The 24162-nt window shown below is 45.0% G+C and carries 36 protein-coding genes; 3 read left to right on the forward strand and 33 right to left on the reverse strand.

Annotation, left to right across the window (positions count from 1 at the left end):
• Window positions 1–198: 198 nt before the first annotated feature.
• From G367_RS27030 to G367_RS0100985, 3 genes are all read right to left on the reverse strand, one after another.
• Window positions 199–342 (reverse strand): transposase, encoded by a 144-nt coding sequence (locus tag G367_RS27030; RefSeq protein WP_157533293.1) that lies wholly within the window; start codon window positions 340–342, stop codon window positions 199–201.
• A 79-nt stretch (window positions 343–421) separates the two neighbouring features.
• Complete coding sequence (locus tag G367_RS0100980) at window positions 422–844, reverse strand: YwqG family protein (protein WP_020411225.1); 423 nt, start codon at window positions 842–844, stop codon at window positions 422–424.
• Between the two features lie 488 nt (window positions 845–1332).
• Window positions 1333–2205, reverse strand: coding sequence for an RbmA family biofilm matrix protein (locus tag G367_RS0100985; RefSeq protein ID WP_245556637.1), 873 nt, complete (start codon window positions 2203–2205; stop codon window positions 1333–1335).
• 455 nt (window positions 2206–2660) lie between these two features.
• Here G367_RS0100985 and G367_RS25895 point away from each other — a divergent pair, with 455 nt between their 5' ends.
• The gene (locus tag G367_RS25895; protein ID WP_157533282.1) at window positions 2661–2969 is read left to right on the forward strand and encodes a hypothetical protein; all 309 of its coding nucleotides are present in this window, start codon (window positions 2661–2663) and stop codon (window positions 2967–2969) included.
• 593 nt (window positions 2970–3562) lie between these two features.
• Here the strand turns inward: G367_RS25895 and G367_RS0101005 are convergent.
• A complete protein-coding gene (locus G367_RS0101005) occupies window positions 3563–3751 on the reverse strand; it encodes a hypothetical protein (protein WP_157533284.1) in 189 nt (62 codons plus the stop codon).
• Between the two features lie 349 nt (window positions 3752–4100).
• Here G367_RS0101005 and G367_RS0101010 point away from each other — a divergent pair, with 349 nt between their 5' ends.
• Window positions 4101–4781 (forward strand): hypothetical protein, encoded by a 681-nt coding sequence (locus tag G367_RS0101010; RefSeq protein ID WP_020411230.1) that lies wholly within the window; start codon window positions 4101–4103, stop codon window positions 4779–4781.
• Window positions 4782–5092: 311 nt separating this feature from the next.
• On the opposite strand, the gene G367_RS26905 is transcribed toward G367_RS0101010, so the two are convergent.
• From G367_RS26905 to G367_RS0101160, 29 genes are all read right to left on the reverse strand, one after another.
• Window positions 5093–5221, reverse strand: a complete 129-nt coding sequence (locus G367_RS26905) for a hypothetical protein (protein ID WP_020411232.1) — start codon at window positions 5219–5221, stop codon at window positions 5093–5095.
• Window positions 5222–5429: 208 nt separating this feature from the next.
• Window positions 5430–5564 carry a D-Ala-D-Ala carboxypeptidase family metallohydrolase gene (locus tag G367_RS27035; RefSeq protein WP_157533285.1) on the reverse strand — a complete coding sequence of 45 codons (135 nt, stop codon included), beginning with the start codon at window positions 5562–5564 and terminating at the stop codon, window positions 5430–5432.
• Between the two features lie 81 nt (window positions 5565–5645).
• Window positions 5646–6398, reverse strand: coding sequence for a hypothetical protein (locus G367_RS24770; RefSeq protein ID WP_020411233.1), 753 nt, complete (start codon window positions 6396–6398; stop codon window positions 5646–5648).
• A 671-nt stretch (window positions 6399–7069) separates the two neighbouring features.
• Window positions 7070–8032, reverse strand: coding sequence for a hypothetical protein (locus G367_RS0101030; RefSeq protein WP_020411234.1), 963 nt, complete (start codon window positions 8030–8032; stop codon window positions 7070–7072).
• Window positions 8033–8661: 629 nt separating this feature from the next.
• The gene (locus G367_RS26910; protein ID WP_020411235.1) at window positions 8662–8784 is read right to left on the reverse strand and encodes a hypothetical protein; all 123 of its coding nucleotides are present in this window, start codon (window positions 8782–8784) and stop codon (window positions 8662–8664) included.
• A gap of 260 nt (window positions 8785–9044) precedes the next feature.
• Window positions 9045–10022 (reverse strand): hypothetical protein, encoded by a 978-nt coding sequence (locus G367_RS0101040; protein ID WP_020411236.1) that lies wholly within the window; start codon window positions 10020–10022, stop codon window positions 9045–9047.
• 495 nt (window positions 10023–10517) lie between these two features.
• Complete coding sequence (locus tag G367_RS0101045) at window positions 10518–10832, reverse strand: hypothetical protein (RefSeq protein WP_020411237.1); 315 nt, start codon at window positions 10830–10832, stop codon at window positions 10518–10520.
• Between the two features lie 524 nt (window positions 10833–11356).
• Window positions 11357–11557: a ribonuclease E inhibitor RraB gene (locus G367_RS26540; protein ID WP_020411238.1), complete on the reverse strand. Its 201-nt coding sequence runs from the start codon at window positions 11555–11557 to the stop codon at window positions 11357–11359.
• An 85-nt stretch (window positions 11558–11642) separates the two neighbouring features.
• Window positions 11643–11930, reverse strand: a complete 288-nt coding sequence (locus G367_RS0101055) for a hypothetical protein (protein WP_026304867.1) — start codon at window positions 11928–11930, stop codon at window positions 11643–11645.
• 88 nt (window positions 11931–12018) lie between these two features.
• Entirely contained in the window at window positions 12019–12690 is a 672-nt protein-coding gene (locus G367_RS0101060; protein WP_157533286.1) for a DUF6368 family protein, read from the reverse strand.
• A gap of 696 nt (window positions 12691–13386) precedes the next feature.
• Window positions 13387–13833, reverse strand: a complete 447-nt coding sequence (locus G367_RS0101070) for a DUF4265 domain-containing protein (protein WP_169337088.1) — start codon at window positions 13831–13833, stop codon at window positions 13387–13389.
• Between the two features lie 119 nt (window positions 13834–13952).
• On the reverse strand, window positions 13953–14309 hold the full coding sequence (locus G367_RS0101075) for a hypothetical protein (protein ID WP_020411243.1): 357 nt from the start codon (window positions 14307–14309) through the stop codon (window positions 13953–13955).
• A 105-nt stretch (window positions 14310–14414) separates the two neighbouring features.
• Complete coding sequence (locus G367_RS0101080; protein ID WP_020411244.1) at window positions 14415–14882, reverse strand: hypothetical protein; 468 nt, start codon at window positions 14880–14882, stop codon at window positions 14415–14417.
• 120 nt (window positions 14883–15002) lie between these two features.
• On the reverse strand, window positions 15003–15407 hold the full coding sequence (locus G367_RS0101085; RefSeq protein WP_020411245.1) for an SMI1/KNR4 family protein: 405 nt from the start codon (window positions 15405–15407) through the stop codon (window positions 15003–15005).
• 27 nt (window positions 15408–15434) lie between these two features.
• Window positions 15435–15977, reverse strand: coding sequence for an SF0329 family protein (locus G367_RS0101090; RefSeq protein ID WP_020411246.1), 543 nt, complete (start codon window positions 15975–15977; stop codon window positions 15435–15437).
• Between the two features lie 324 nt (window positions 15978–16301).
• Window positions 16302–16661, reverse strand: a complete 360-nt coding sequence (locus G367_RS0101095) for a hypothetical protein (protein ID WP_020411247.1) — start codon at window positions 16659–16661, stop codon at window positions 16302–16304.
• Window positions 16662–16776: 115 nt separating this feature from the next.
• A complete protein-coding gene (locus G367_RS26545) occupies window positions 16777–17211 on the reverse strand; it encodes a hypothetical protein (RefSeq protein WP_211214856.1) in 435 nt (144 codons plus the stop codon).
• A complete protein-coding gene (locus tag G367_RS26550) occupies window positions 17138–17392 on the reverse strand; it encodes a hypothetical protein (protein ID WP_211214859.1) in 255 nt (84 codons plus the stop codon). The genes G367_RS26545 and G367_RS26550 overlap by 74 nt, the downstream gene beginning before the upstream one ends.
• 53 nt (window positions 17393–17445) lie before the next feature.
• Window positions 17446–17667 carry a hypothetical protein gene (locus G367_RS26555; RefSeq protein WP_020411250.1) on the reverse strand — a complete coding sequence of 74 codons (222 nt, stop codon included), beginning with the start codon at window positions 17665–17667 and terminating at the stop codon, window positions 17446–17448.
• The gene (locus G367_RS26560; RefSeq protein ID WP_020411251.1) at window positions 17664–17828 is read right to left on the reverse strand and encodes a hypothetical protein; all 165 of its coding nucleotides are present in this window, start codon (window positions 17826–17828) and stop codon (window positions 17664–17666) included. Before G367_RS26560 ends, G367_RS26555 begins: the two co-directional genes overlap by 4 nt.
• A 590-nt stretch (window positions 17829–18418) precedes the next feature.
• Window positions 18419–18988 carry a phage tail protein gene (locus G367_RS0101120; RefSeq protein ID WP_020411252.1) on the reverse strand — a complete coding sequence of 190 codons (570 nt, stop codon included), beginning with the start codon at window positions 18986–18988 and terminating at the stop codon, window positions 18419–18421.
• A 38-nt stretch (window positions 18989–19026) separates the two neighbouring features.
• Window positions 19027–19773, reverse strand: coding sequence for a hypothetical protein (locus G367_RS25500; protein ID WP_020411253.1), 747 nt, complete (start codon window positions 19771–19773; stop codon window positions 19027–19029).
• 335 nt (window positions 19774–20108) lie between these two features.
• Window positions 20109–20450: a hypothetical protein gene (locus tag G367_RS22805; RefSeq protein WP_040627931.1), complete on the reverse strand. Its 342-nt coding sequence runs from the start codon at window positions 20448–20450 to the stop codon at window positions 20109–20111.
• A gap of 256 nt (window positions 20451–20706) precedes the next feature.
• Window positions 20707–21042, reverse strand: coding sequence for a hypothetical protein (locus G367_RS0101135; RefSeq protein ID WP_026304868.1), 336 nt, complete (start codon window positions 21040–21042; stop codon window positions 20707–20709).
• Between the two features lie 187 nt (window positions 21043–21229).
• Entirely contained in the window at window positions 21230–21568 is a 339-nt protein-coding gene (locus G367_RS24780) for a hypothetical protein (RefSeq protein WP_020411255.1), read from the reverse strand.
• Window positions 21565–21804: a hypothetical protein gene (locus tag G367_RS0101145; protein ID WP_020411256.1), complete on the reverse strand. Its 240-nt coding sequence runs from the start codon at window positions 21802–21804 to the stop codon at window positions 21565–21567. The genes G367_RS24780 and G367_RS0101145 overlap by 4 nt, the downstream gene beginning before the upstream one ends.
• A 14-nt stretch (window positions 21805–21818) precedes the next feature.
• On the reverse strand, window positions 21819–22277 hold the full coding sequence (gene ssb / locus G367_RS0101150; RefSeq protein ID WP_020411257.1) for a single-stranded DNA-binding protein: 459 nt from the start codon (window positions 22275–22277) through the stop codon (window positions 21819–21821).
• Window positions 22277–22462, reverse strand: coding sequence for a hypothetical protein (locus G367_RS0101155; protein ID WP_020411258.1), 186 nt, complete (start codon window positions 22460–22462; stop codon window positions 22277–22279). The genes ssb and G367_RS0101155 overlap by 1 nt, the downstream gene beginning before the upstream one ends.
• A 296-nt stretch (window positions 22463–22758) precedes the next feature.
• On the reverse strand, window positions 22759–23211 hold the full coding sequence (locus G367_RS0101160; protein WP_020411259.1) for a hypothetical protein: 453 nt from the start codon (window positions 23209–23211) through the stop codon (window positions 22759–22761).
• 168 nt (window positions 23212–23379) lie between these two features.
• Between G367_RS0101160 and G367_RS22815 the strand changes: the two genes are divergently transcribed.
• Window positions 23380–23877: a site-specific integrase gene (locus G367_RS22815; RefSeq protein ID WP_157533287.1), complete on the forward strand. Its 498-nt coding sequence runs from the start codon at window positions 23380–23382 to the stop codon at window positions 23875–23877.
• The last annotated feature ends 285 nt before the right edge of the window (window positions 23878–24162 follow it).

Genomic DNA, 24162 nt, shown 5'->3' on the forward strand with positions numbered 1-24162 from the left:
TAAATCGATATCTTGCTGATGTTCCTCCGCAAGAAACCGTTGCCACTTTTTTAGCAAATCAAGCTCCTGCTTTAATTTACGATTCTCCGCCTCCAAACGCTTTACCCTAGAAAGTTTCTTTTCTTTTCTAGAGACTACATCAGTAAGCTTTCTTCGCTTATCTGCCAAAATCTTCCCTTCCTGAAACGCTTTTCACCATCATGACAGCATGAAAGGGTGAATGTCGAGAGTTTTAGCCACTTCCTTAACTTGAATGCCCTCTATCAAGCTAAGCATTACCGCTTTCACTTTGAATTCGCTTGAATACTGCCAAGTCTTTCTAGGTTTGTTATATTTTGGTATAAGACACCTCGTCTATTTGACTTTGGTGTCCGTTAAAACGGGGCAAGATCACAGTCCGAGCAGTTGCGCTTGTTAGCCATTATTGGCATCGTAGCTCCAGCTGGAATTGATTTTTATGCTCTGGACATCTAAAGAAATAAACCAGTCTAACATATTTCCACCTGATACTCGCTTCATCTTCAGCATCCACTTGAGCGTAAAATATCATCTCTGAGTTACACTCAGTACAGAAACCTTGAACGAAGCGAGGGTAACCGCCTAAAAGCGTCGCATAGTCATTTAGGCAACCGGCTCTCTCTACAGCTTCTTCATACTCTCCCCAAGACGAATCGTCATTGATCTTGCAATATAAATCACTTACTTCTTCGGAGGCAGAATCAAGTCCTTCCCGGTCAGGGAGAACCTCAACAGATGAATATTTTACCTTACAGGGTGTGGGCGCGAACTCATCATTCTTAGTTCTAGTTATTTCGTTAATTAAAGATTCATTGTACAGCTTCACTAACCATTATCCCTTTTCTTCATCGCCAAGCTCCCATGGAAAGCATTCATTGCAATAATAGAAAACGAAGAGCTGTTGTTTTGCTTCACTGTGAATTTGGGCGATAAAAGTCAGCTCTTTCTTTCAGGTCGGGCATGACGGCCTAGTATCTCTTGTCTCAGCATAGGGTAACCCATCAGACTTAGTTTGACAGGAAACAACTGAAGCAGTCTCATCAATTATTTACAGCAGGTTATATATCTTTGTCTAAATAGTAACCAGAGATAGTGAGCCATTGACTAAAATCGGCTGGTTCAACTCCCCGCTCTTGAACACATTTTACCCATAATTAAATCAATAAATTAGAGGAGGGTCTTTCTGTCGATGTCAGCCATGGCTCCATAGTTTGGTCCTTCGTACCGGCGATACGGCCATTCCACCACTGAATACGACGGCCGGAAGGGAAAGCTGGGACACAAGGGCGCCCCAGCCTGCCAGCGGTTTAAAACTTAGTCAGCACTTTTTGTGAAATGCAGGCTGTCTTTCACCCGAACCCCGGTATTTGGGTCAGTTACATACCAAGTCAGCTCATAATCTCCAGCCTCAAACCAAGCAGGTATGTTTAAATAATTTCGAGTGTAGTCCTTTGCCTCAGAATAATTCAGCACGACATCCCGTGATTTATGAATGGGATAATTATCGCCGTCAGGAAATTTGAGCACACTCCATTGCTCAAGTGTCACCAACGATTGTGAAGAGTCTAAATTACGAATACTTGCATCATAATTGACTCTTCCTCCATAGGAAGGAACTGAAAATCCGGCAGGTTCATCAAGCACAATCGCCAACTGAGTGGCAGAGACATCACCCTCTATAACCAGCTCAAAATCCCAGAACTCCACATAACCACCGGACACATTGAATGTAAATTTACCTTCTCCATCAAGAAAATTTTTCGCCAAAATGCTAGTTTCACCTTCACAGAAGCTAATGTTTACCATCTGCTTGACAGGATTGGGGTTTTCCGGAGTTGGAGCATCGATAAAATAAAGGAGTGGCTGCGCATACGCTTGAGAGATAGGCATAGTGAAAGGTCCTGCTGGTTCACTTTCTACTCTGAAAAATGCTGCGCTTGCATCTCCATCTTTAACTTCCGTGTTGATACAAATTTTTTCAATACTATCGAATTGATAGCCAACATCTAATTTAACCTCGTATTCAATTCCATCTTCCATTTTAAATGGAAACGGCTCACCCAGGTCTATTTTTGTACTAATCGCTTCTGCCTGAACTAATGTCGATGTGCAGATTAAAGTGAAGCCAGCGATGGAATTTTTAAATACAGTCCTTTGCAAAGAACTGTTCTTATTTAGTTTTTTCAAAATTACAATCCATTACATACATTATAAAGTACGACAATATTTAGGACAGTTTTTTAGGACCAAATGCTGATAAATCAATACCTGTTCCTTGACAACCTATATTTTCCGTATGTCTTGGTAACTCCAATCTGCGAAAAATTACTTTTATAGGTTTACTGGACTAATACTGTCGGAAGCATTGTATTTCACCCTTTCATACCCATCCAAAATTTTTTCCTCTTTAACCGTACCAAATAAAACAAAAATAAAGAAAACCTACTAATTAATCGGTTATTCCATTAAGAATTATTTAACGCGGATAACAATTGTGTAACCATCTCGGCTAATTCGCTAACCGTATCCCCAGTAAAACGATGCTTTTAATCACCCACTCAGATAGCCATAGCTGCAATTGAACTATATACAGCCAGACGATTTGCCACTTCGACAATGCAGTCAAATACCTGGCCTGCTACATGATCGGCAACATATACCGGCTGGCCTGCATCGGTCTGCAGAGTTTTGGTGGTTACATAAATGCTGAACATCAGATCACCGGCACCATCGGTCTGTACATTGTTCTGATCATCAATAACGGCAATGGTGCATTTAAGCACTGCATCCGCTTGAGCATCGCTATTGACGAGCTAGATGGACAGCGTTACCGTTTCGCGCACAATAGTGCCGGAACTGTGGCCGTCGCCGATGGTGTAGGCGAATTGCCAAACCTGAAGATTTTGTACGGTTATTGGGGAAAGCTGGACATTATCTATTCCTTTGCTTAATCAGATTTATGCACGCCGTGAAGTGAGCTAGCTGCCCTGAACAGCCAACCCAGATCTTTCCAGACCCGGAACCTGCGACGTAAGCACTGTACTTATGCGGCAGGTTTAAAAACTGACCTTGCGGAACATTAAAGCCGCTCTCATTTCCCTCCCGCGTTCTTGCATCCTTGACCTCGAATATGACTTCTGTCGGTGGCATGTAGGCACCGTCACTGGCTTGGTCAGGGTTTCGTTGCCACTTTTCTCTTTGCCGGTTATGAAGCCAAGCTAAGCAAGCAGTTGTATCTGGTGGATAATGCTCAGTATATTCCTGAACAATGGGGTTGCCGTTGTGCTGCATTATCTTTACAGCTTCATGGCTATAGCCGCAGGCCCTTCGAAAGAGACTCTCCGTCACGTTAGCATCTGCCAAATTTTTCCCCTTTTTATGGACTCAAAAAATTCGGAATGCTTATTCTTCCAATTGTTGATTGTTTGCTCTGTTACCTCGAAGAATTCGCCTAACTCTTTGTCAGTCAGACCCAGCTTCTCAGTCTTCTCAGTCTTCTCAGTCTTCTCAGCGAATTCCTCCCTATAACTGATTCGCCTTGCCACTACTCCCCTCTCTCAATTAACCGCTCCAACTTGCTATCAATACACTGGAGTCGGGTTCTGATTTCATCCTTGAACTCAGCTATATGCTTTTGCTCCAGGGCGAGCATGGCTGGTTCATGTTCTATTGCCTGAGTATTTGCAGTTATACCTTTCTCTACATCGGAGCCCCATATGAATAAACCAGCCACCAATAAGATAATTCTGGCTATCTGAGTAATCGATATGTTTTTACTAAGGTGTCAATATTCTGCTGCTTGGGTCATAGGCTTTACCAGGTAGAATTAATTTTTAACAAAATCTGATCGATATAAGGCTTGTTTTGGGATCAAAGAGGGCCTCAATTGCAGGCCTTCAGATGTCGAAATTTCCGGCAGCTCTCGTTCTAAAACAAATGGCCAAACTCTAAAAATTTATGTCCAATTCATAAAATCAACTAAGCAATATCCAAGTACATTCCTCATGTTAGAGCTAGGTTTGGGAAGTAAGAGAGAAAGCCTACTATTGCCACTTAGTTTTGCTTTACATAGGAGAATTACTATGCCATTCAGCGAGCCATGGAGAAGATACTGTTCCGGAGACTTTTTTTATGGATTTTCGGGAAGTAGAGCGAGGCTAATTCAGCAGCTAACGCAAAGAACCATGCAGGATTTTGCCAGTAACAACACGGTCGCATGGCTTGACCAATTACTAACCGGTACTGCTGTACACGATTGTCATTACTTAAATGAAGACTTTAATAATTTCTGTCGTAGTAAAGAGAAATATAAATGTGTTGTATCAGATGATTCCAGTATAGAGCCACCCCAAACAGGGGAGGAATCTGTAGACAACAAAAGATTCAGAAGAAAGAGCAAAGCTGGAATCGAATTCTTAGTAAAACACCATCACTTCATACATTTTGCAATTGACTATGATATGGATTGGAATGCCGTAATTACCAAACCCGGACAGGGAGAAGGTATGGTAGAAGCAAAATTTCCATTTGAAAGAAAAACAATGTATCAGTATGACTTCGGTGAAGGTTTAAAAAACCGTGTTATTACATATGCAGAAATAAGATTTATCTTTAGAAACAGGAATGACGCAGATTTCATGAAACGAATACAGTTTTGGTATCGAGATACCGCTAACCCTGATAGCGCGTTCAGTCCTGAAGCCCCTCCTTGGGAAAGATACCCTGATATCTGGCAAAACTATAAACCAAAAAGTGAAGCTTGATTAACTGACAACCCTTAAAAATCACTATTTATGGTTTGTCCGTCTGAGTACCATGCGTTTTGTGATATGAACGCATGGCACCTATCCCGAGCATGGCCGTTATCATTGAGAACAGCCCACCAGTTTCTAGCACTCGCGGTCGAGTCACCCCAGTACGTATTGAGCCCTTAGCGCTGTAAATAGCCCAGCCCCAACAGAGCAATGGATATAAAACAAACTGATAAGCGAGAGCCAAGCCCCAACCCAGCCAATACAGGGATGCCAGCCAGCGACAAATACGCTTTTGTGCTGGACTCCAGCTTTGTCGACCTCTAGCTGCCCTTTAGCTTGAGTTCCTCCAACTTCCGCACTTTCTCAGTACGTTTAACCGGGTCAGGCCATATACGCTCAATAGCCAATGAGCCGGTTTCAAGAATTGCGGTTAATGGGGCTAAAGCCATCAGTAGCTCCAGACAGTTAGTCGGGTTAGCTCGCCAGTTATTGCCTAATGGTCATCCAGGTGAAGAAGTCGCCTTTTAAACTGTCCCTTTTGCTTTACCCATATACCAGTGAAGCCTTCCCCTGGGCGATTTGAATCAACCGGTAAGCTCGACCCAAGGCCACTTGAACATCAACAGCCTGCCCAGTGATATGTGTCATGGTGGCGTTTTACCAAGCGTTATGTGCTGGGCAGCGATAACCGGAATTGATAATCATTGGCTTACCAAAACGCTTCTTTAAAATGATATCTCCACAACAACGACAATCTGATTCCGACACTGTGATGTAGCCGTTTTGGAACATGGGGCCTCAGGATTTTTCAGACACAAAAAAGCCCGCATTGAGCGGGCCTTGAGATTATAGGGATATTTAACTAGCCAAAGATTATTGCGGCCCTCCAAGCGCTGAGTAGGCGTTCGCTACAATCTTGCCATATTTTTCTCCGAGAGCCATACCAGTAAAAGTTTCCGCCACAAATTCAAGAGCATTCGTGGTCGCATATTGGCTTACATCAAAAGATGCATTTATCCATCCACAAGAGTTATAAGCTTGAGCTGTCGACTCTCTCTTCAAGTCCCAAAAAATTTCAGGATGAAAATGTTCATGCAATGCATGTCCCATTTCATGTATCACAACCGTTTTTATCATCGCAGATTCTTTAGGGTTTTTGAAAAGCTGTCGAGAAGTAACATCATACATATAGTCCGCAATACCACGAGCACGCCCCACTCCAGCGGTAACTCCACCTTTAACTGAAACAATTGGAGGTTTTTTGCTTGGCTTAGCTGCCGACATATGATTCTTGATTCTTGATCCTAGAAAAATAGTGATATTTTCACCGTTCATGAAGGCAATATTTTTTACCATTTTATGATCACTAAGATATATTATGATCTTCTTATTAAGACCTTTATGAAAATCAAATGAAGAAAGTATCTTAAAGGCATCACTGATAGCTGATACATACTGCCCCCTTGATCCTGAAATACTTCCTGTTTTTATAGTTACAGAGAAACCATGAAGGTTTTTAATTTCTGAAAGAACAGACACTCCCCCCTCATACACAAAGTGCCTCTGCTTTACAATTTCAGTAAGCTCATATTCTCGCCCACTTCTAATATCAGACAATCCTGCCATATTCACCACTTTCTATTTTTATTATCTAAATATACATCTCGGCAACACACATATTCAGTGTTTATACCGTGACCCATCATTCAATAACTATACATTTAAATTAGCAACACCCAGATTGCCATTTGGTGACACGCCGACCGCGAAAAGTGCTTACTTAGTTCCCAGCTCAGAAAGCACTGATGCCGAGGCAGACCTGAAGGAGGCTTTACTGAAGTGCCCTTTAGGCGCAAAGTCCCTAGAGTCAATCTTATTAGAGTGAATGACTAAGATATTCCAGATTAGATTTAGTCCACTTTCGCTACCATTTAGCTATAGAGAACAAGTTCAGACATAGAAATTAAGACATCATTTTTTCAGATGGATTTGATGCCTTACCCCCCCCCCTCAACTATCAGCTCCTGGCCCTCCCAGATGGGAATTGGTGGGTATTTCTAATTTGCAGACAACAAGTGTCCTCGCCCTCTATCCAAGATTTTGCTTGCCAGCTGCCCATCAAGTACCACTACCAAAACGTTTCCTTCTACTCGTGCCAAAGATCCGTCAGCAGCACGAAAATGGCTATCGTCCATCTAACATCAGTCACCTACAGGAGTGCGCATAATTTATTCAGCGATAATTGTGGCCGATACAAGAGGCTGCTTAAAATACTTTTCAATATTTACTGCCACTTACTACTGCATCGTAGAGCCCATATTTACACTGCCAATTTGAACGACAATAGCTGTTTGCCCTACTCCTGTCTGTGTAGTTAAATAACTATTATTACTACCTATTTGAGATGTTATCGCTGTACTCAAGGTAGCTCCCATTTGAGAAATTTCTGCAAAATTCACAAAACCAGTTTGATTGATAACAGCCGTACTGGCAGTGGTGTTCTGCTGTAGTACTTCTGCACCATTCATTACGCCTATCTGATTGGCCACGGCGCTACTTAAAGAGGTTAGCGACTGACCAATAATGACATCATTTCCTAAACCTAATTGACTACTCAAGGCACTAGCCCCAACTTCCCCCCCTTGAAAAATCGAACTAAAATTATCTGACCCTATTTGATTGCTAAAAGTACTGCCTGCACTAGCTTCAAGTTGTTGAGAGACGGAAATATTCATGGAGCCAAATTGATTTATTACATGACTACTTCCAACACTCAAAGTTTGTACAGTTTGAGCGGCGTTCATAAGACCGACCTGATTAGTAAAGGATCTTGTATCTAGAGACTCAAATTGGCCATTAGTAGAAAAATTCGTAGATCCCAGTTGGTTTATGAAAATAGAACCCAAAGTAGTATCAGTTTGAAGAGAAAACCCAATATTTCCTTGGCCCTGCTGGCTAATCGAACTAAGGCTAAAAAAGCTGTTATCTTGTTGGAAAGATTCTGAACTATTTAACTCCCCAACTTGTGTATGGTTTACTGTACTATTGTTGGTGCCTATGGTTTGAGATACATCCGAATCATTAGAAACACCAATCTGTGTTTGGGTAATGAGATTGTTATGAGTAGTTGGATCTGCTTGATCTGCGTTGGCTGTATTATTGGACCCAACTTGAATTAATATCGCTGTATTGTTTCCCGCAAAGGCATCTAGGCTAATTACAACAGATACGGCAGTAGCTAGAGAGATTAACTTCTTCATTAGTAATCCTTATACAACAGTTGCACACATATATACTTCTTGTCGCCATCGTTGAGCACGGCAGTCATTTTCGTACAATTTTATACTACGTATCGAAATGATTGATTTAGTAGCCAGCGAACTAAATACTGTATTCATCAAACAGTAAAATCATATATTGCTATGGATACTATCAGCGCATAGAAAGAGTCTGGAAAGAGCAAAACCAACCCATACTTCAATTTATAAGGTTGGATAAATCTATCTCTGAGTTAACCAAGTAATTCTGACACCTAAAATCGTACTCAAACAAAACCAACGGGATAAGTCTTGCAGGGTACTAGGCTAGGAACCATAGGATAAAAATCTTAATTTACTAGGAAATAAGTTCATAAAAATAGTGGTTAAATAAGTATATTGATGGAAGCCTCATAAAAGCATAATTACAGCTGGAAGCGATATACTGCCACCAGCTTCCCTCAAGATAAAGGCGCTCTCACCATAAACTTCTGCACTTAGATGGCCTGAACAGGCTTATAGGCTGGCATCCACTCATCGGGGCTCTTGTCGCCTTTATTTTGGTTGCGACCATCATCGAGCAACTATAGATTTTCAGGGTCTTCTGTAAACTGACGCTTTAGCTCAACGGTCTAGTTGGCACCACCGTGCTCATGCGCCCATGAAAGTGGGACGATGTGTTCAACATCCAGGTCAGAAGCCAGGGTGTAAAAGTTGCCGGTGTATGGGTCTAGCCAGAGGCCTGTATCTACCATGCAGCGCTTTTCATTTGTGGAGGTAACCGGGGCGCCTGGGAGAACTGAACTAGCAGCTCATGGCGGGTGCTCTGGCAGTCGCCGTCAGTGTCGAACCACTTGAGTAGCCACTCGTGGCGATCATAACCGTGCTCCTCTTTGGCCTCAACTACGGGGCAGCCGGACAACAGCAACGGATAGGATGATAGGCAGAATCAGGCGTATGACGACCCCTCAGTTTGTATTGAGAGGTCGTACTTGAGGCGGGCAAAGGTAAGCTTCTATTGGGTAATCGTGCCCATATTACCGCTACCAATCTGTAGGACTATAGCGGTTTGACCAACACCGGTTTGAGTTGTTGTATGCATATTATTGCTACCTAGCTGGGTGGTAGAAGCAAGGGAAATAACAGCGCCCATTTGGGTAATATCTGCCATATTCATGGAGCCAGCCTGATTCATAGTGGCAATACTTAAGACGGTTCCATCGTCTTGATCGATGTCAGCATCATTCATTTCACCCAGCTGATTAATAATGGCAGTACTAAAGGCGGTTCCATCGCCTTGTTCAATGCCAGCATCATTCATTGTGCCCAGCTGATTAATAATGGCCATACTTGCGACAACAGGTCCATTTTCTTGTTCGATGTCAGCATCATTCATAGAGCCTGTTTGATTTATTATTGCCGTACTTGCAATAGTGTCATCTTGCTCAATGTCAGCTTCATTCATTTCACCTATCTGAGTAATAATGGCAACACTTGAGACAACACCATCGTCGTAATCAATGTCAGCGTCATTCATTTCACCTATCTGGTTAACAACGGCAATACTTAATACAGCCCCATCTTCTTGTTCGATATCAGCTTCATTCATAGTACCCATTTGATATAGTGTTGCTATATTTGCAGTGCCTCCTTCTTGATCAACATAACCATCGTTCATCGAACCTACTTGGTTGATCGTAAGGCTACTAAGTGAAGAATTATCATCCTGGATAGATCGCGAAACATTTAATTCGCCAATTTGTAAATGTGTTGCCAAATTGCGACTAGCGCCTAAAGCTTGAGAGGCTTCTGAGTCGTTAGAATCTCCAACTTGAACCTGTACAATTAAATTATTGTGAGTAGAGGGATCCTGGGTTGTGACGACCATATTATTAGAGCCAGCCTGAAACAATATCGCGGTATTATTATCCGCAAAGGTATTTCCGCTAAATGCTACCAACATAGCTACGGCGATGGAGGTTAATGCCTTCATAAGTAACTCCTTTACTTTCTACTGACAAGCCCTGACTGATCCCTGTAACAGCTTCTCATGCGAAACATCCTTATGTTTATACGCAAAAGGCAACAGAGGTATGACATTTAAAGCTTTGTTCTTAAAACGGCTACTAACTGGAGACTTAAGTTTTACCGCATGCTGATAAATTGCCATAAGATGAAATAACTAAACTACTAGGAGTAAAGTTTGAAAAACAACAATTGTTGCTTTTTACGATAAGAGGTACTTCTAGTTGAATCGATAAACTTGCAGAGCCTGACATCCTCCCCGCCTTCTCGGACTCAAGTGGGAGCTCCAATCACCCACTCGGAATCGCCATAGCCGCAATAGAACTATGAACGGCTAGGCGATTCAATAGCAAAGGTCTCTCTAACTCTCGGGCAAGTCCCATTTAACAGACTTGGTCGCACTAATAACCTCTATGCCTTTTTCACCCATATAGTTTTTAAGGCCTAAGCTAAGAGGGAATTTTTACACGTTCTTTGAAGGAACATCACCTGAAGGAACTCCTATTACTTCTATTTCATAGTAATCAGGGTTTACTACGTATATATGCGGTTCTAGGGACGGTATTATATCAGGGTCGTTTTTACCCCATACAGTTAGTACGTAATCCCCTGAATGACCTTTGATAACTTTAAATTTAGTGAAGTCAATTAATTTGTGTTGCTCAGATTTATTCCCTGACTGAGTGATAGACTGACCAGATTTTCCACCTTTAATTGGAAAAGGGCCATCGCCACCTTTTTTCGATAAAGGATCTGTACCACTTTTTACATGGACCATAAGTACTTCCTAAATATGAACGATTTCAGCTCGACCTTAAGGGCCAAATCTTAACAGAGTGCAACTGGCCCCAAATGTACATCTCGCTTTTAGCCTAGACCAATCAAGCAAAAACCTGCCAAAAAAGATAAATTTACACCAATACCGCAACAGTATGACTAAATTAACACCTTCATCCACATTCAGGCGCTCGCTATGGTGCTACTTCATCTATTTTTTCGGACTTGCACCTTGGGCATTTTATTGTCTTTCATTTCTTCTTGCTTGATGCATAACGTCCGCTACAGTCGGGCCAAATACGAAGCGGTTTTTGTGTTATTGTTTGAGCCCAGCAAGTAACGCAAAAAGTACGTAGTATTTGGCCACGGCTGCAAGCGTTTGTTAGGTACCGTTCTGCGCGATGCATCACCAGCCTTCGACTTCAACACCATTAATTCACCAATGCGAGTCATAAAGCCTGATACGCAAAGCAGGATGTTTTGAGTTACAGACATATCTATTAGTACTTGCACCATGTATTGCTGCTATTCATCAATAACATTCGCTGCCCCGTACTGAAAATCACCCAGAAAACCCGCTACAGTGTCTGCTTTTTCTTTGCTGTCGTATTTGAAGGTGAAATCTACCTCTCTGAATTTACTAAAGTCATCACCGTTGGAATCTAAGCGGCGAAGAACATCAGTATCCGCTTCTGTAGCTTCCATTAATTTAGAAATTACTGACATAGTTCGTAGGTTACCTAACGCCAAGTTTTGGTGCGCGCGTTAGCGCGTCCCAGCCAAAGGCGACAACACCGCCTTTTTATGTGCTTCACTCTTGATTGAAAACATTTTTATCGTACCAAGCCTCAGAGTGAACTTCCGTTTCTGCTGTTAATAGAAATTTCTTTACTGCTTCAATTGGCAGCTGAATAAGTTGGCCCCCGGATGAAATCTCAACGTATTTCTCTTCGGTTTCCTCATCGGCATAGACTTTGAACAAAGGATAATCGACCCTCTTATCAATAGAGGCATTACCAGTTTCAATGTAAAGCTCCATGGTCATGCCAAAATCTGAAACAACTTGGGTCTTTACTTCATCATCTTTAATTCGTTTCATATTTTTGGTGCTTTTGACACATGACGCCATGCTCTGGGGCAAACCGGAGCTCAGCGTAGGTTTGTCCCTAGCAGCATTTTGTTATGCATTACTTCACCATACGAAAATCTGGATGTTTTAACCATTGTTCAAACAGCTCAGGGCTAATTATTGACTCATGCTCATATTCAACAACCCCAGGATGTTCCAATATTTCTGGATCAGATGTGTATCTGCTAAGTACATGACAGAATGCAATACTACCATTTACAATCTCGGCAATACCAAGCGTCACTTCTCCGAGAGATTGATGGTCTCTATCTCCATTACACATCGCATATAGACCAATTATATCTTTAGGAAGCCAACCCAATAAATTGCTTACCCCGGCATATTCCTCGATCTCTTCGGGATAATCTGGGCCAAACTCATACCCAAACGAACCGCCATAAACCCAAAAATCGTTTCCTCGAATTTCACTAGAAACAGATTGAATGAAAGCCAAGATCTCTCTCTTGGCGTCATCGCCCAACTTTTCTTTTAATAGTATTCCTACAGTTGGTCCGGCCATAGTCCTTTTTTCATAACGCCCGCCGCACAGGCGAGCAACTTGTTGCGAGTCCAGCGCATACAGTGCGCGATTATGCCGGCGCTCGTTAAGCTCGGCGCTAGCCAAGAACACCGGAACTGTATGCCCAATAATAGATTGGCCCGCATACAATCCAGCCAACGAGAACAAACTTGAAAAAGCTATCCTTTTCTTGGACTCCAATACTTGCAAGCCCAGAGAGTTCCTGCTTAGGGAAAGGTCGAAATACCCTATAGACCTTCACTAGAACCCAGCCCACTAAAATTGGAATGACGGTAAGTAATATTATCGTAGTAATAGCTAATAATGCTTCAGGTGATGACTTTCTCATGCTTTTCTATTTCTTTGCTTAACGACTACAGCAGGGGCGGCTGGAGCGCAGAGTAGGCCGTCCCGCGAAGGGCCAAAGGCCCATAGCAACCTGCTGGTATTTGTTATACGTAGTTACGGCCACACTACCCACCCGATTATGAAACCCAAAACTAGGCACGTAAAACCTACTTTTACTACCGTGTTCCTCTCTGCGTTACTTTCCATGATAGAGCCTTGTATATAGAGCTCTAGAGCTGCTTTAGATGCAGAAAGCTTTGGCCTTGAACTAAAACATGCTAATAGAGCCGCTTGAACATTTGGAACCCAGCATGACGGATGATCATCTAAACGATCGTAATCGAGAGCCTGCTGAACTTCCTTCGCCTCACCAGTGTCGTGCAGCTCGGGACTCTCAGCTATCTCTTTAGCTTTTCGATAATACTCGCTTACTTCCATAACTCGATATGCGTATAATACCTCAAACACCGACTTGGTGAAATTGGCGGTTTTTTCGCAAGCGAAAAAGGTGACAGCTTTACCAAGTCCGCGTGCTTTGACTTGTTAGATGCGGCCTGCTTAGAGCCACCAATTAACTGGTTTGTTCTCCGAATCATATACATTGCCATACCACCAAACAGGCTCATTTAGTAGCTCACAGGCTTTTGTTATGGATGCCTCTATAGCCTTATAACCTGAGTTTGCAGGGATAGTCCACACAGCGACATGCTCAAGATTTCCGTCTCGGCGTCCGCCTACTTCCGATAATATGCCATCAATCTCAGGAAGCTTCTCAATTATGCTGGAAGCAGCTGAAATTTTTACTGAAACATTGCCACCATATTCGATTACTTCAAATTCACCCGTTTCTTCATCGGTCACTCGGATAACATCGCCAGCGGCTATATCTTCTACAAACCCCGGAGAAAATAAGATTCGATACACGCTCGGTGAAATCAATTCGACTTCTACTGGCTGTGTTCCACCTTCCGAACCTTCGACTATGAGATTAATGTGATTACTCATGTGCATCTAACGCTGCCATAAACGGCTGCCGAAGCAAAGCGTAGATAGTCCGGTGGAGGGCGCGCCATTTGCGCCCGGAACGCATTTAATGGCCTTGTTATGTTTTACCATACCTTTCGTTAATTGCTCCTCTTTCTTGCTAAAACGAAACAACCAAAAGCAACCAATACACCGAAGCCTGTCTTGGGCTGCCCATTGTACGCACCTACAACCGAGGCTAATGCGATGAGCGAACCAATAACATAAAGGGTTAATGGCGAAAATATTCCATTCCCACGCTTTGCTTTACCGAAGAGTAAAGACAACCCAACTAGACCTACAGGTAAACCTGCAACAAAACTCAAAATAACAACAACCATTTCACCTGTAAGCCAAGCAGACAAGGCAAGAGCCAAACCAATGAGCGTACAAGCAACTCCGAGTACTTTTCTCGAAGCTGGAGACACTTCATTCGCAAAATCATTAGGATTCAGCATATTGCTCCAGAAACATAACGCTGAGCTAACCGGCAGCCAGTGCGGAGCACACTTTTGGTTGTCCGACGGAGGCCACTTGCGGCCGGGGTGTAGTTGAGAGTTTTGTTATGTGTTTTCATAGTGCTTTAGTGCCTTACACTCACTGGTGGCTGAAGGCCACAGAATGACTTTATATAAATCATCTGCATCTTCCCACTCCTCGGTTATTGATCCGAGGCCCTTCGCGAGTGAAATGGCCGAATACTTACCGGGAGCCACATCGATTTTGGCTACATCAAGTAGATAGTCGGTGCAGCCAGAAACAACGCACTGCCCCGATGTCACTGTGAAATAACCTATAGAAGCATGATCCCATTCTCCGAGGCTAATTTCAGGCTCGCTATCGTGAACCTCAACCTCTAGAGGAACATCAACATTTCTGTACGTGCCGATAGCAAGAGTGTTTGGTAGGATGCCAAGCTTTATATTTAATGCTTCGTCTGTCCAGATATCTGAAGTGTCGTCATCGGCTTCAACATCCAGTAAATATATCTGAAAGTAGTCAGCGAAAATTTCAAATTTATACTTCTTCATCGGTACATTCGTAACACATAACGCCGTTATAACCGGCCGAAACGTGGTTGGTTTGTTTGCGCTAGCGTAGCGACTAAGCGCAAACGAAGCAACGTAATGACGGTCAGGTTGATAACCTTGTTATACCTTTTTAACCACATCTTCTTGCTCTTCCTTACACAACTGAATGTACTCTTCCATATCTGCTGCAAGCTCTAGATCACTGATATCTCGAGAGTCAAATTCTTCCTCGTGATCAGCAAAATAGATTGTTTTGTCATGCTCTTTTAAGTTTAAGAACATGAAATTTCCAAACCCATCATGGCCAATCGCTAAAAAATGAGGCGGCCATAGATTTCCATAAAAGTGACATTTTCGAAGCTCTAGATTAGTTATTGTAATCCACTCTAGCTCCTTCACTAAATTATCTTCTACACAATCAATTTCATCCAATGGCTTAAACGGATAGTTCAGTAAAGCCGACTTGTAGAACTCTGGTAAAATTAGGCCTAGCTTATCCTCAATTTCCTTGAAGTGAGTTTCCATCGCCATCTCTCTTGAACGTATAACGCCTCAATAACCGGCGCGTGCTTTTTGCACGTCCGGCGCCGAAGGCGCGAAGTTGATTGACTTGTTAGCTGCCTCTGCCTGCATGCGAAATTTAGCAAAATAGGCAACCATTGGGTGAGAGTCTTTTTGCATTTCCTTAACTTTGGCTTTTCCTAGCTTTCTATGGAGAACGCCAATGACTCTTAGCAAAGGATGCTCTGACTTGATGCAATCTTGCGCTGAGATGTTTAATGACTCAAAGCACATAATTTTAAAATCATAACTGCTGAATTCACCCGCTTCATATAGATTACCTTCAGTTCTTTCGGAGTCGTTTACAGTTTTATGAGTTAGGCAATCAGTAGGCGTGAGCTCATGAAAATATGCTCCTTGCTCCCACCAAGAATTACAATCAGTAAGACTTACTTCTTGCTTTCCATCAATTACAACCCAACTTCTAGCCGTCTCATCTTGTCGCCTGTATGCGGTTGTAAAAACCTCGATTCTACCTTTGATTGAGTCAGCGAAATTTTCTTCTATTCGCTTCTTCAATTTTGACCATTGCATGAGATTTACTCTTTGCACAGAAAAAATAAGAAACAAGCCAGTGGCTCACTATCCATTTGGCCACTATTTCTGGGAGGGAGCCTCCAAGCTCCGCAGAAAAGCCTTTATTTACAGCAGGTTATAAACTATTGCCTAAATAACAACCAGAGATAGTGAGCCATCGGCTCAAGTCGCCTGGTTCGACCTCCCGCTCTTGAACGCATTTTACCCATAATTAAATCAATAAGTTAGGGGGGACTTTCTGTAGATGTAAGCCATGGCTCTATAATTCGAGCTTTCGCACCGGCAATATGCCCACTTCAATACTGAAAACCACAGCCAGTATCACCCACTCGGTATCGCCATCGCCGCAATAGAACTATGCATAGCTAAGCGGTTGGCCACCTCAACAATACAACTCGCTACTAAATCAGCAGCGTGATCAGCAACGTTTACCGGCTGGCCTGCATCAGTCTGCAGAGTCTTGGTGGTTACATAAACGCTGGACATCAGATCGCCGGCACCATCAATCTTTACGTTGTTCTGGTCATCAATGACGGCAATGGTGCATTTAAGTACTGCAGCCGCTTGAGCATCGCTATTGGTGGGCTCGATGGCCTGAGTTACCGTTGCGCGTACAATAGTGCCGGCGCTGTGGCCATCATCTATGGTGTAAGCAAATTGCCAGGCCTCCAGGCTCGGCACTGTTACGGGGAAAAACTGGGCATTATCTATTCCTTTGCTTAATCAGATTTATGCACGCCATTGTGAGTGATTATGCGGTGTAATGGATTTTCGCCGGCAGCGTAGCTCTTACCACCTACAGATATTTTGTACACGGTGTGCAGGCCGGCACATTCGACCCGCCGACGGTTTCCCATATCAAAGGCTCATCTTCATGCAGTACACCCAGCTCAACCCCCTGACAGTTTTGAGCCTCGTACACTTGGCCAGTACGATCAGTAACGGGGGTTTCACGGCTGCAAATTACCTGGGCACCGCTTTCTGTGGTGAGCAATACACGGGGTATTTCTGGTTCTGCATCTACCCCGCCAATAATGGAGCTTAAGTGGGTATCGCTGTCGCCAGTATCCCAGCAATCGATCAGGTCGCCGCTTTCACAGTTATCCGCTAGCAAACCCTCGCGCAGCCAACTGCCTGCGGCAACGCACCAGGGATCTCTAGGGACCGTAGTGCCGCCGCCATTGCTCGGGGTTGTAATAGGTAACAGCGCCGTCCTGAGTGCCCGGATCATCGCAGTACACGTAGTACCTAGTGTTGAAGAACAACCCAGTAATGCTGCCACTGTTGTATTTAACAATGCCGAAATCAAACTGCACAGAGTGCGCGGCAATCGTAATTTTTGCGGTACTGCCATCATCCGAGCCGGACAGCGCGGAACTGGTAGGCAGGCTGGCAATACCAGCTTGAATCATTGGCAGGTTGCGCTAGTCCTGCACTTCCACCACATCGATTTTTACATAATCGATTAAGGTATCGCTCGTTTTAGTCGGGGAATTACAATAAGAAATTGGGCAATAAACCGTACTTTGTCCTGCATCTTGGCCGGATTGCCAATATGGTTTGCCCCTCTAGCGCCACCGTACTCAGCGTTACCACTAGCATTGCCTTTGACATAGGCCACTAGGGGCTGCCAACTCTGCCCCACTATGTTTAGGCCAGCGGCAAGGACATAGTGCTGGCTACTCATGGTATCTGCACCGGCACATTGCAGCGTTTACCAGTATTATCGTAACCAGCCAAACCCACATATATGGTGCGATCCGCATCACCTGCGACATACACATAAACCCGAGCCTCTATCCGGTAAAGCTTACTGGGATCAAAGGGTATTTTCTCTGCGTGATACATCGATACATGATTGATAAGGCGAGCCGCGCCACCACCAACTTTTAGGTAACTGCTGATATAGAAATTCTGGTATCCGCCGGAAAATTAGCTCTTGGGCTTCCGCCGTGGCCCTGTTTAACCGCGCCTATTCCCGCATCGGATCCAGATCGCCAACGGGTTAGGCTGGGCGCTCAAGCTACATTTTCTTAACTAGTGCCTCTTCCCGGTTATCCAGAACGCCGCGCAGGGTGTAGTAATTTTTGTTTCCCTAGAGGGAAGTGGACTCCACCTTCCACTTGTCAAAAGCAGTTGCGGTGATACCTAGCGAATCACACACCTGCCGCTTGTTTAGCCAGTAATCAGGAACGGGGGTGAGTTGGTCATTGCCGGCTTTTTTTCCTGCAGCAGAGGCAGCCGTTTGAGTCTGTTGTTTTTTTGGGTTTTTGTTTGGTTTCAGCCATGCCCTAGTACCTCAATGACCAACCACCAACTCCCGCCTAAAATGCCTCATAAATATCGAAACCTCGCGCAGCTGCGGACCCGTACGGCTCAGGGCCCAGGAAGGACCCGCGTAGGTGTGTGGTGCGAGGTGTTCACTTGGGTTTGCGCAGCTAATTGTTGATTGATCGGGTGAGTTCGACGCGGACTCTGCCGCTGGCCTGGCATTCCATAATCTGCTGCAGTCGCTGGCTAATGAATGCACCGCGAGGGCTTGGCCCGGTGATGCCCTTCAATGGTGTACGGCCCTTGCCTTTGCGTGCGCAGACCAGTAACTGGCTTTGTGGTGCGCTGCCGATCAATGTGTGCTTATAGATCTTACTCTTGCCCCAGGCCTTGGCCTTCACGCCTGGCGCTTTGTGTGCGCCACGCTTATTGAGTGCATTGAAGTGGCCCGCCTTACGCTGGTTGGGGCGTACAAAGTTGATAAGGTTTCTTGCTCCCGCTTTCTTTGCATCAATAGCTACGCGCAGTCGGTCACGCTTAGCCAGGTGTAACTGGTAGGCCTGCCTAATCTCTTTCTGTTTGATGTTGGTCTCGGTTGAGACCTCTTTGATAGCGGCGCTAATCACTGAGCGCACCGCCCTATTGATTGCTTGGCTTGCAGCCTTGGGTATCATGCGGCATTCCATCTTGCCCAGCTTCTTCTCAAGCTTGGCTAAATCATCTTTGATTGTGATCATGTTGGAACGCGCAACGCTTTATCCTTGTCTTTGCTGCCTTAGCTGCTACCAAACCAAAAAGACATAATGCGGGGAATCTCCCCCTTCATAACGCCCAGCAGACAAACGGCGATATCTCGATGTGTCCCATCCAGTGCTACCTCGCCCCCAAATAGAAAAAACAACAGGGCGAAATAACCACCGATAAATAAGACTGACAGCGCCACTTGGGGCAAAAGGCTAGTTTTTGAAGCCAGGCCGCGAGCGCTATCTCTGTCGCGCACCTCCAGCTCAAAAACGTCTATATCTAGTTGACGCATCTGCAGACGAAATTTATTGTCGAGCGCGCGCAACTCCGCCAGCTGCTCCGGGCTACTGCCCAGCACAAAATCGGCAATTTCTTGCTCGCCGGCCAGTCCATCTCCCAGAAGTTTCTCAGCCATAAATTTGACGGCAACCCCAGCAGCGGGGCCACCCAAAGCCATGCCAATGGTGGGGGCAATGGTTTTTACCAGAGCTTTCCATTTCATGCCGTTATTCCAAATAAGGGGCCACCCGGTGCCGGTGGTATGGGGGAGGGAGCACCGGGTGGCGAAAAAAGTTAGGGGGGTATTGCCGTCTGATTTGTCGCGCTTCTCGCGCATATATCGGTTGTGCTGGTTGCGGGTAATCACCGCATAGATATTCCAAATCAGGCCCAGGCCGGCGATCAGAATGCCAACCACCTGTAACCAATCAACAGGGGTTTGCGTTAGACCAATTCCGGCACCGGTTACGCCTGCACTTCCGGCTACCTGCTCTTTCATTCCACGGCGATCTCCTTCTAACAGGCGAAAAAAAACCGGCCTGGGGTGGACCGGTTAAGAGGATGACATTCGCATTGCTCGTACAGCTCGTTCCCGGTAGAGGCAACAATCGCAACGTGCCCTATTTATACCTCCCAAACGCAAAAGCGCCTAAAACGTGTCACTCCAAAATAGTAATGGGTTAGACTTGGGAGCAAAACTAATTTATAAACCGTATTCAACGCTTATGCTTATATAGTAATTAGCCATAAGTGTGCACTAACAATACCTTTGTTCATCAAGTAGTAAATTAGCAACAGTAACGTAATCATTCACCCATAACGTTATTAAATTCTTTATATCTCACACGCCTCCAAATAACCTTTATTTGCAAAGCTTGCATAAGGTATTTTTGCTGCCGCTTCTTTATAGAGCTGCAAATCAGTATCAAACCAGCTAAAAGTTCCCCACCTATCAGCCATTACATCATCGCAAATTACATTTTCACCTGTATAATAGACTCTAAAATAGCCTTCGCCTGTCACCCTTCTCCCATCAGCATACATGACTAATGAGAGGTTTTCATAACTACAAAAGGTAACGTCATAAACTGTCTTGGTTGGAAATGCTTGCTGACAGTTTACCTCCACACGATCTGTAGGGCCTGTAGGCTCACCATCCGGCGAAGCAATTATCACTGGAATTTTAATATCCTCATACGGTATTAAGAAAACTTCCTCTGCTGAAGCTTTAGCGCTAAAGCATAAGGTTGCGACTATTGCCTCAAAAAAATACTTAGAGTATATATATTACTTTCCATTGATTGACGAAAAGTCCAAGCGCGAATTTTTCGTGCATATTTCAGCATTCATATTTATGGGGTATTGCATCCAAGTTTTTTCCATTTCATGTAAAAAGAAGCAAAACCAATCCCCCTTAGAAATATCTATACTCTTAGTCTTTTAGCACGCTTAAATAATTAAGTGTATCAGAAATTGGCTGATCTACACAGGCACCGTGAGTACGAAAGTTTACTGTCTTTCCTGAGGCGTGCGCATACATAATTGCGCTCAGATATTCCTTGGCCATTGGTCTATCCATACTAAATGAAATGTAATCTCCATTTGAACCATGACATGCAGGTGGATTTTTGACCCCGCCCTCTGGATAGACATAGACAAGTTTCGTGCTATCAACCAGCAAGAAAGAATATACTTTGGCTATAGTAGTGTCAGCAAATGAAACCTGAGAAAAAAGAACGATTGCAGAAACGGCAAGATATTTAAACACTTAATAATCCTCAAAACTTTATAAGATACAAAAAGCGCGCAATTTATAATCCAATAAAATCATATCGCCAAACTAGTTTGACAAATAATTCCAATAAAATAAATAGTTTGAGCTAAATTACCATTGGCTAGATTGGGTTTTGAGCGGCAGCAATGCCCAAAATTTATGTACCATATTCCTAAATCTATTATTCTGTTTGGTTGAAGCTATGACTCTCCTCATAAATGATCATGCCCGCGATGTAATTGATTGCCCCAAGCAATTCAACCACGCGGCGCTCTAAATCTGGCAAACGACGACTTTCCTGAATCTTTTTGATCGCCTGAAAAGCCATACCTCCATCGGTATCCAATAGCCCGCTAATTATTTGCATGGGTTGATCTTCGAAGCGCTGCCCATTCGCATGCCGCTCCACGCCCTTACCCCGTGCGGCCTGATCGTGTGCCCGCTCTAAAACGCCATACAGGCGCTGATAATTTGGGTCATTCAACTCATAAACCGGACCACCTTCGGAATAGCCGCTCATTTTCCTGCCCTCTTCTTCTCGCTTTTCACTTTAATCTGCTGTTTGTTCTGCACCTTCACCCAACTACGGCGGGTACTGTCGGAGGTATTAGGGACTACACGCAGGCACAGACCGGACTGGCCGCGCGGTATCTGTTCAATCTCTCCGCCGCCGGCCAGAAATTCGGCCACCTTGCTATCGATATTCGCCTGCGCCTTGCGCAAGGCCTCAGACTGGGGGCAGTTTGTTGCTGTCATATCGCACCCGCAGGCTAAAACGGAATATCGTCATCAAAGGATGTACCACCCCCAGCCGGTGCAATTGGTTGACTTGGGGCCTGTTGCTGGGCGGGCTGACCTGTTGCACCTTGGGGATAGCCGCCCTGCTCTCCCCTGCCGTCTAACATCTGCATTTCACTGGCAACGATCTCGGTGGTGAAGCGATCCTGGCCCGTTTGCTTGTCCTGCCACTTGCGCGTGCGCAGCGAGCCTTCAACATAAACTTTTGAACCCTTGCGCAAATACTCGCCGGCAATCTCTGCCAGGCGGTTAAAAAACACCACCCGGTGCCACTCGGTGCGCTCCTGGGGCTGGCCGGTTTGCTTATCCTTCCAGCTCTCACTGGCGGCCAAGCTGATATTGGTTACCGCCCCACCGCTGGGCATGTAATTGGTTTCCGGATCGTTACCCAGATTGCCAATCAAAATAACTTTATTGATTCCCCTGGCCATTACTCGCCCCTATCTTCCCTTGCCTCACCGTTAACCACGCGATAAGTGGTCAAGGTGTCGGTGGCTTTATCAAAGACCTGCAGCCAGTAGATAAACGGCTCACTGCTGGCAACTTCTTTTACCCTTGCCTGCGCTGCCTCTTTAGTGGGGTGGGACTCTATAAAATCTTTAGCCCCGTCCATCATTAGATTGTAAGTATCGCTAAATATGGCGAATCAGTTCATTGTTGCTCTCCCTGACTTAAAAAAATTGGTGTGTCCTACGCTGTAGCAGTGCTGCGATATTCGATCGGCTGGCCTGGCGGGCACGGTAGTCTCTGCGGTAGTCGGCCTTATAGCGCTTGGGCCGCAGGGGCTTAGGCGAATAGGGAAAAGATCTTGGGCTTTCCACTTACTGCAGCCACCGCAAAAGAACTCCCCGTGCTCAGGGGTTTTACGGCTCACTGATTCCCCCCCATTCCGTCAATCATTCCGTCGATGTTTTACGTTGCGATAGCCGGCCCAAACAACAGGCCAGCGAGAAATAACCGCCCCTTGTGCAGGTGGGATTGATAAGTGTGCAGGCTGATAAACAGATAGCGAGCGCTTGCCCTTTGTTCGTCCAGACCTTCGTGCAGCAGCAGCGAACGGGCCTCCACTTTCAGCACCTCGTACAGCTCCGGGCTTTCGCGTTTGATCGCTGCCATGGCCCACTCTACCGGCGCCGCAATTTCGTCGCTAATACCCAGGCCGTTGCTGGGGTTGCCCCGGCTGGCGTTGGCTAATGCAGTGCGCTGTTTTTGTCTGAGCCGTGAACCACTGCGCGCGGCGTGAACCTCGATGGAACACAACACGCTGCTGCCACTCACCCCGCCCAGATCCAGGGCCACCGAGCCCCAGAGGTAAAGCTTGTCTTCCAGGGCTTCTATCAATTCAGGGCTGATACGCTCCCCCACTTGCAGCCCCTCAATAGGTCCACAGCCAGGGACGTGGACGCCCTGGGGCTAAGTTGTTACCGCCGATATGAATAAACCGATCTTGTGTGAGGCCTCGCTGGTGCGGGCAAATGGCAGTAAATGGCTGCGGCTGGTTTTTTTGGAGGTGGAACCAGTTGTAAACATGCAGTGATCGCATTAACACGTGCGCAGCGGCACCATGAAGACGTTCTCGCGCTCTCGACGAAGCATATTCGTGAAGAGGAGGCATTAATTGTTCAAGCCAAGACGGAAAAGCAACAGATAAAGTTATCGTCACACCGGCTAAAAGAGGCCGTTGAAATGGCCCTGTCTACCAATACTCAAACCAAGGTGCAGACTTCCCACATACTAAGAGGCCATACCGGTCGCGGATATACACGCACTGGCTTCAATGCGGTATGGCAAAGGGAACAGCGTGCAGCTCTGGAGAGTGAGGCAATCAAGGAGCGCTTTCGGTTTCATGACCTCAAAATTAAGGCAATCTCCGATTTTGAGGGTGACACTCAACGCTTCTCAGGACATAAAACAAGGTCCATGGCTGAGCGCTACAATCGCACTCCAGACCACGTAAATACACTCGATAAAACCAGAATTGGCACCAAAGATTGGCACCGCAAGGCCCAAAACGAAAAAAACCCGCACTAGGCGAGGTTTTTAGTCCTTGAAAAACAAGGAAGAATCTGGAGTGGCCGACGGGGATCGAATCCGCGACCTCAGGAGCCACAATCAAACTTAAATCTCTACAACTATCATACATTTACAGACCTTTGTGTGTAAATATCAAGGTGGTTCAACATCACAATAAACCCCATGATTACTCAGCTTGTCAGTTTTTGACACACTTGAAAGCTGTACACTTACGCAGCAACTAGACTGCAATCACGGGTTCTTGATCTCAACGAAGGATATAGGCAAGCAATGTAAACGCCT

This window comes from Microbulbifer variabilis ATCC 700307, assembly GCF_000380565.1.
Lineage (GTDB): Bacteria > Pseudomonadota > Gammaproteobacteria > Pseudomonadales > Cellvibrionaceae > Microbulbifer > Microbulbifer variabilis.

Bases quoted from the DNA above. Each gene is read 5' to 3' on its own strand.
- G367_RS26550 (WP_211214859.1), bottom strand. From the start codon at position 17,392: ATGATTCAAGCTGGTATTGCCAGCCTGCCTACCAGTTCCGCGCTGTCC.
- G367_RS0101155 (WP_020411258.1), bottom strand. From the start codon at position 22,462: ATGATGGACGGGGCTAAAGATTTTATAGAGTCCCACCCCACTAAAGAG.
- G367_RS0101045 (WP_020411237.1), bottom strand. From the start codon at position 10,832: ATGGTCCATGTAAAAAGTGGTACAGATCCTTTATCGAAAAAAGGTGGC.
- G367_RS25500 (WP_020411253.1), bottom strand. From the start codon at position 19,773: ATGAAAGAGCAGGTAGCCGGAAGTGCAGGCGTAACCGGTGCCGGAATT.
- G367_RS0101030 (WP_020411234.1), bottom strand. From the start codon at position 8,032: ATGAAGAAGTTAATCTCTCTAGCTACTGCCGTATCTGTTGTAATTAGC.
- G367_RS0101090 (WP_020411246.1), bottom strand. From the start codon at position 15,977: ATGCAATGGTCAAAATTGAAGAAGCGAATAGAAGAAAATTTCGCTGAC.
- G367_RS26545 (WP_211214856.1), bottom strand. From the start codon at position 17,211: ATGATCCGGGCACTCAGGACGGCGCTGTTACCTATTACAACCCCGAGC.
- G367_RS0101055 (WP_026304867.1), bottom strand. From the start codon at position 11,930: ATGAAACGAATTAAAGATGATGAAGTAAAGACCCAAGTTGTTTCAGAT.
- G367_RS26910 (WP_020411235.1), bottom strand. From the start codon at position 8,784: ATGGTAGATACAGGCCTCTGGCTAGACCCATACACCGGCAACTTTTAC.
- G367_RS25895 (WP_157533282.1), top strand. From the start codon at position 2,661: ATGATCGGCAACATATACCGGCTGGCCTGCATCGGTCTGCAGAGTTTT.
- G367_RS26555 (WP_020411250.1), bottom strand. From the start codon at position 17,667: ATGAGTAGCCAGCACTATGTCCTTGCCGCTGGCCTAAACATAGTGGGG.
- G367_RS0101120 (WP_020411252.1), bottom strand. From the start codon at position 18,988: ATGATCACAATCAAAGATGATTTAGCCAAGCTTGAGAAGAAGCTGGGC.
- G367_RS24770 (WP_020411233.1), bottom strand. From the start codon at position 6,398: ATGGCAGGATTGTCTGATATTAGAAGTGGGCGAGAATATGAGCTTACT.
- ssb (WP_020411257.1), bottom strand. From the start codon at position 22,277: ATGGCCAGGGGAATCAATAAAGTTATTTTGATTGGCAATCTGGGTAAC.
- G367_RS26560 (WP_020411251.1), bottom strand. From the start codon at position 17,828: ATGTATCACGCAGAGAAAATACCCTTTGATCCCAGTAAGCTTTACCGG.
- G367_RS0101040 (WP_020411236.1), bottom strand. From the start codon at position 10,022: ATGAAGGCATTAACCTCCATCGCCGTAGCTATGTTGGTAGCATTTAGC.
- G367_RS0101145 (WP_020411256.1), bottom strand. From the start codon at position 21,804: ATGACAGCAACAAACTGCCCCCAGTCTGAGGCCTTGCGCAAGGCGCAG.
- G367_RS0101075 (WP_020411243.1), bottom strand. From the start codon at position 14,309: ATGCTGAATCCTAATGATTTTGCGAATGAAGTGTCTCCAGCTTCGAGA.
- G367_RS0101085 (WP_020411245.1), bottom strand. From the start codon at position 15,407: ATGGAAACTCACTTCAAGGAAATTGAGGATAAGCTAGGCCTAATTTTA.
- G367_RS0101080 (WP_020411244.1), bottom strand. From the start codon at position 14,882: ATGAAGAAGTATAAATTTGAAATTTTCGCTGACTACTTTCAGATATAT.
- G367_RS27035 (WP_157533285.1), bottom strand. From the start codon at position 5,564: ATGTTCCAAAACGGCTACATCACAGTGTCGGAATCAGATTGTCGTTGT.
- G367_RS0101010 (WP_020411230.1), top strand. From the start codon at position 4,101: ATGCCATTCAGCGAGCCATGGAGAAGATACTGTTCCGGAGACTTTTTT.
- G367_RS24780 (WP_020411255.1), bottom strand. From the start codon at position 21,568: ATGAGCGGCTATTCCGAAGGTGGTCCGGTTTATGAGTTGAATGACCCA.
- G367_RS0101070 (WP_169337088.1), bottom strand. From the start codon at position 13,833: ATGAGTAATCACATTAATCTCATAGTCGAAGGTTCGGAAGGTGGAACA.
- G367_RS26540 (WP_020411238.1), bottom strand. From the start codon at position 11,557: ATGTCAGTAATTTCTAAATTAATGGAAGCTACAGAAGCGGATACTGAT.
- G367_RS26905 (WP_020411232.1), bottom strand. From the start codon at position 5,221: ATGGCTTTAGCCCCATTAACCGCAATTCTTGAAACCGGCTCATTGGCT.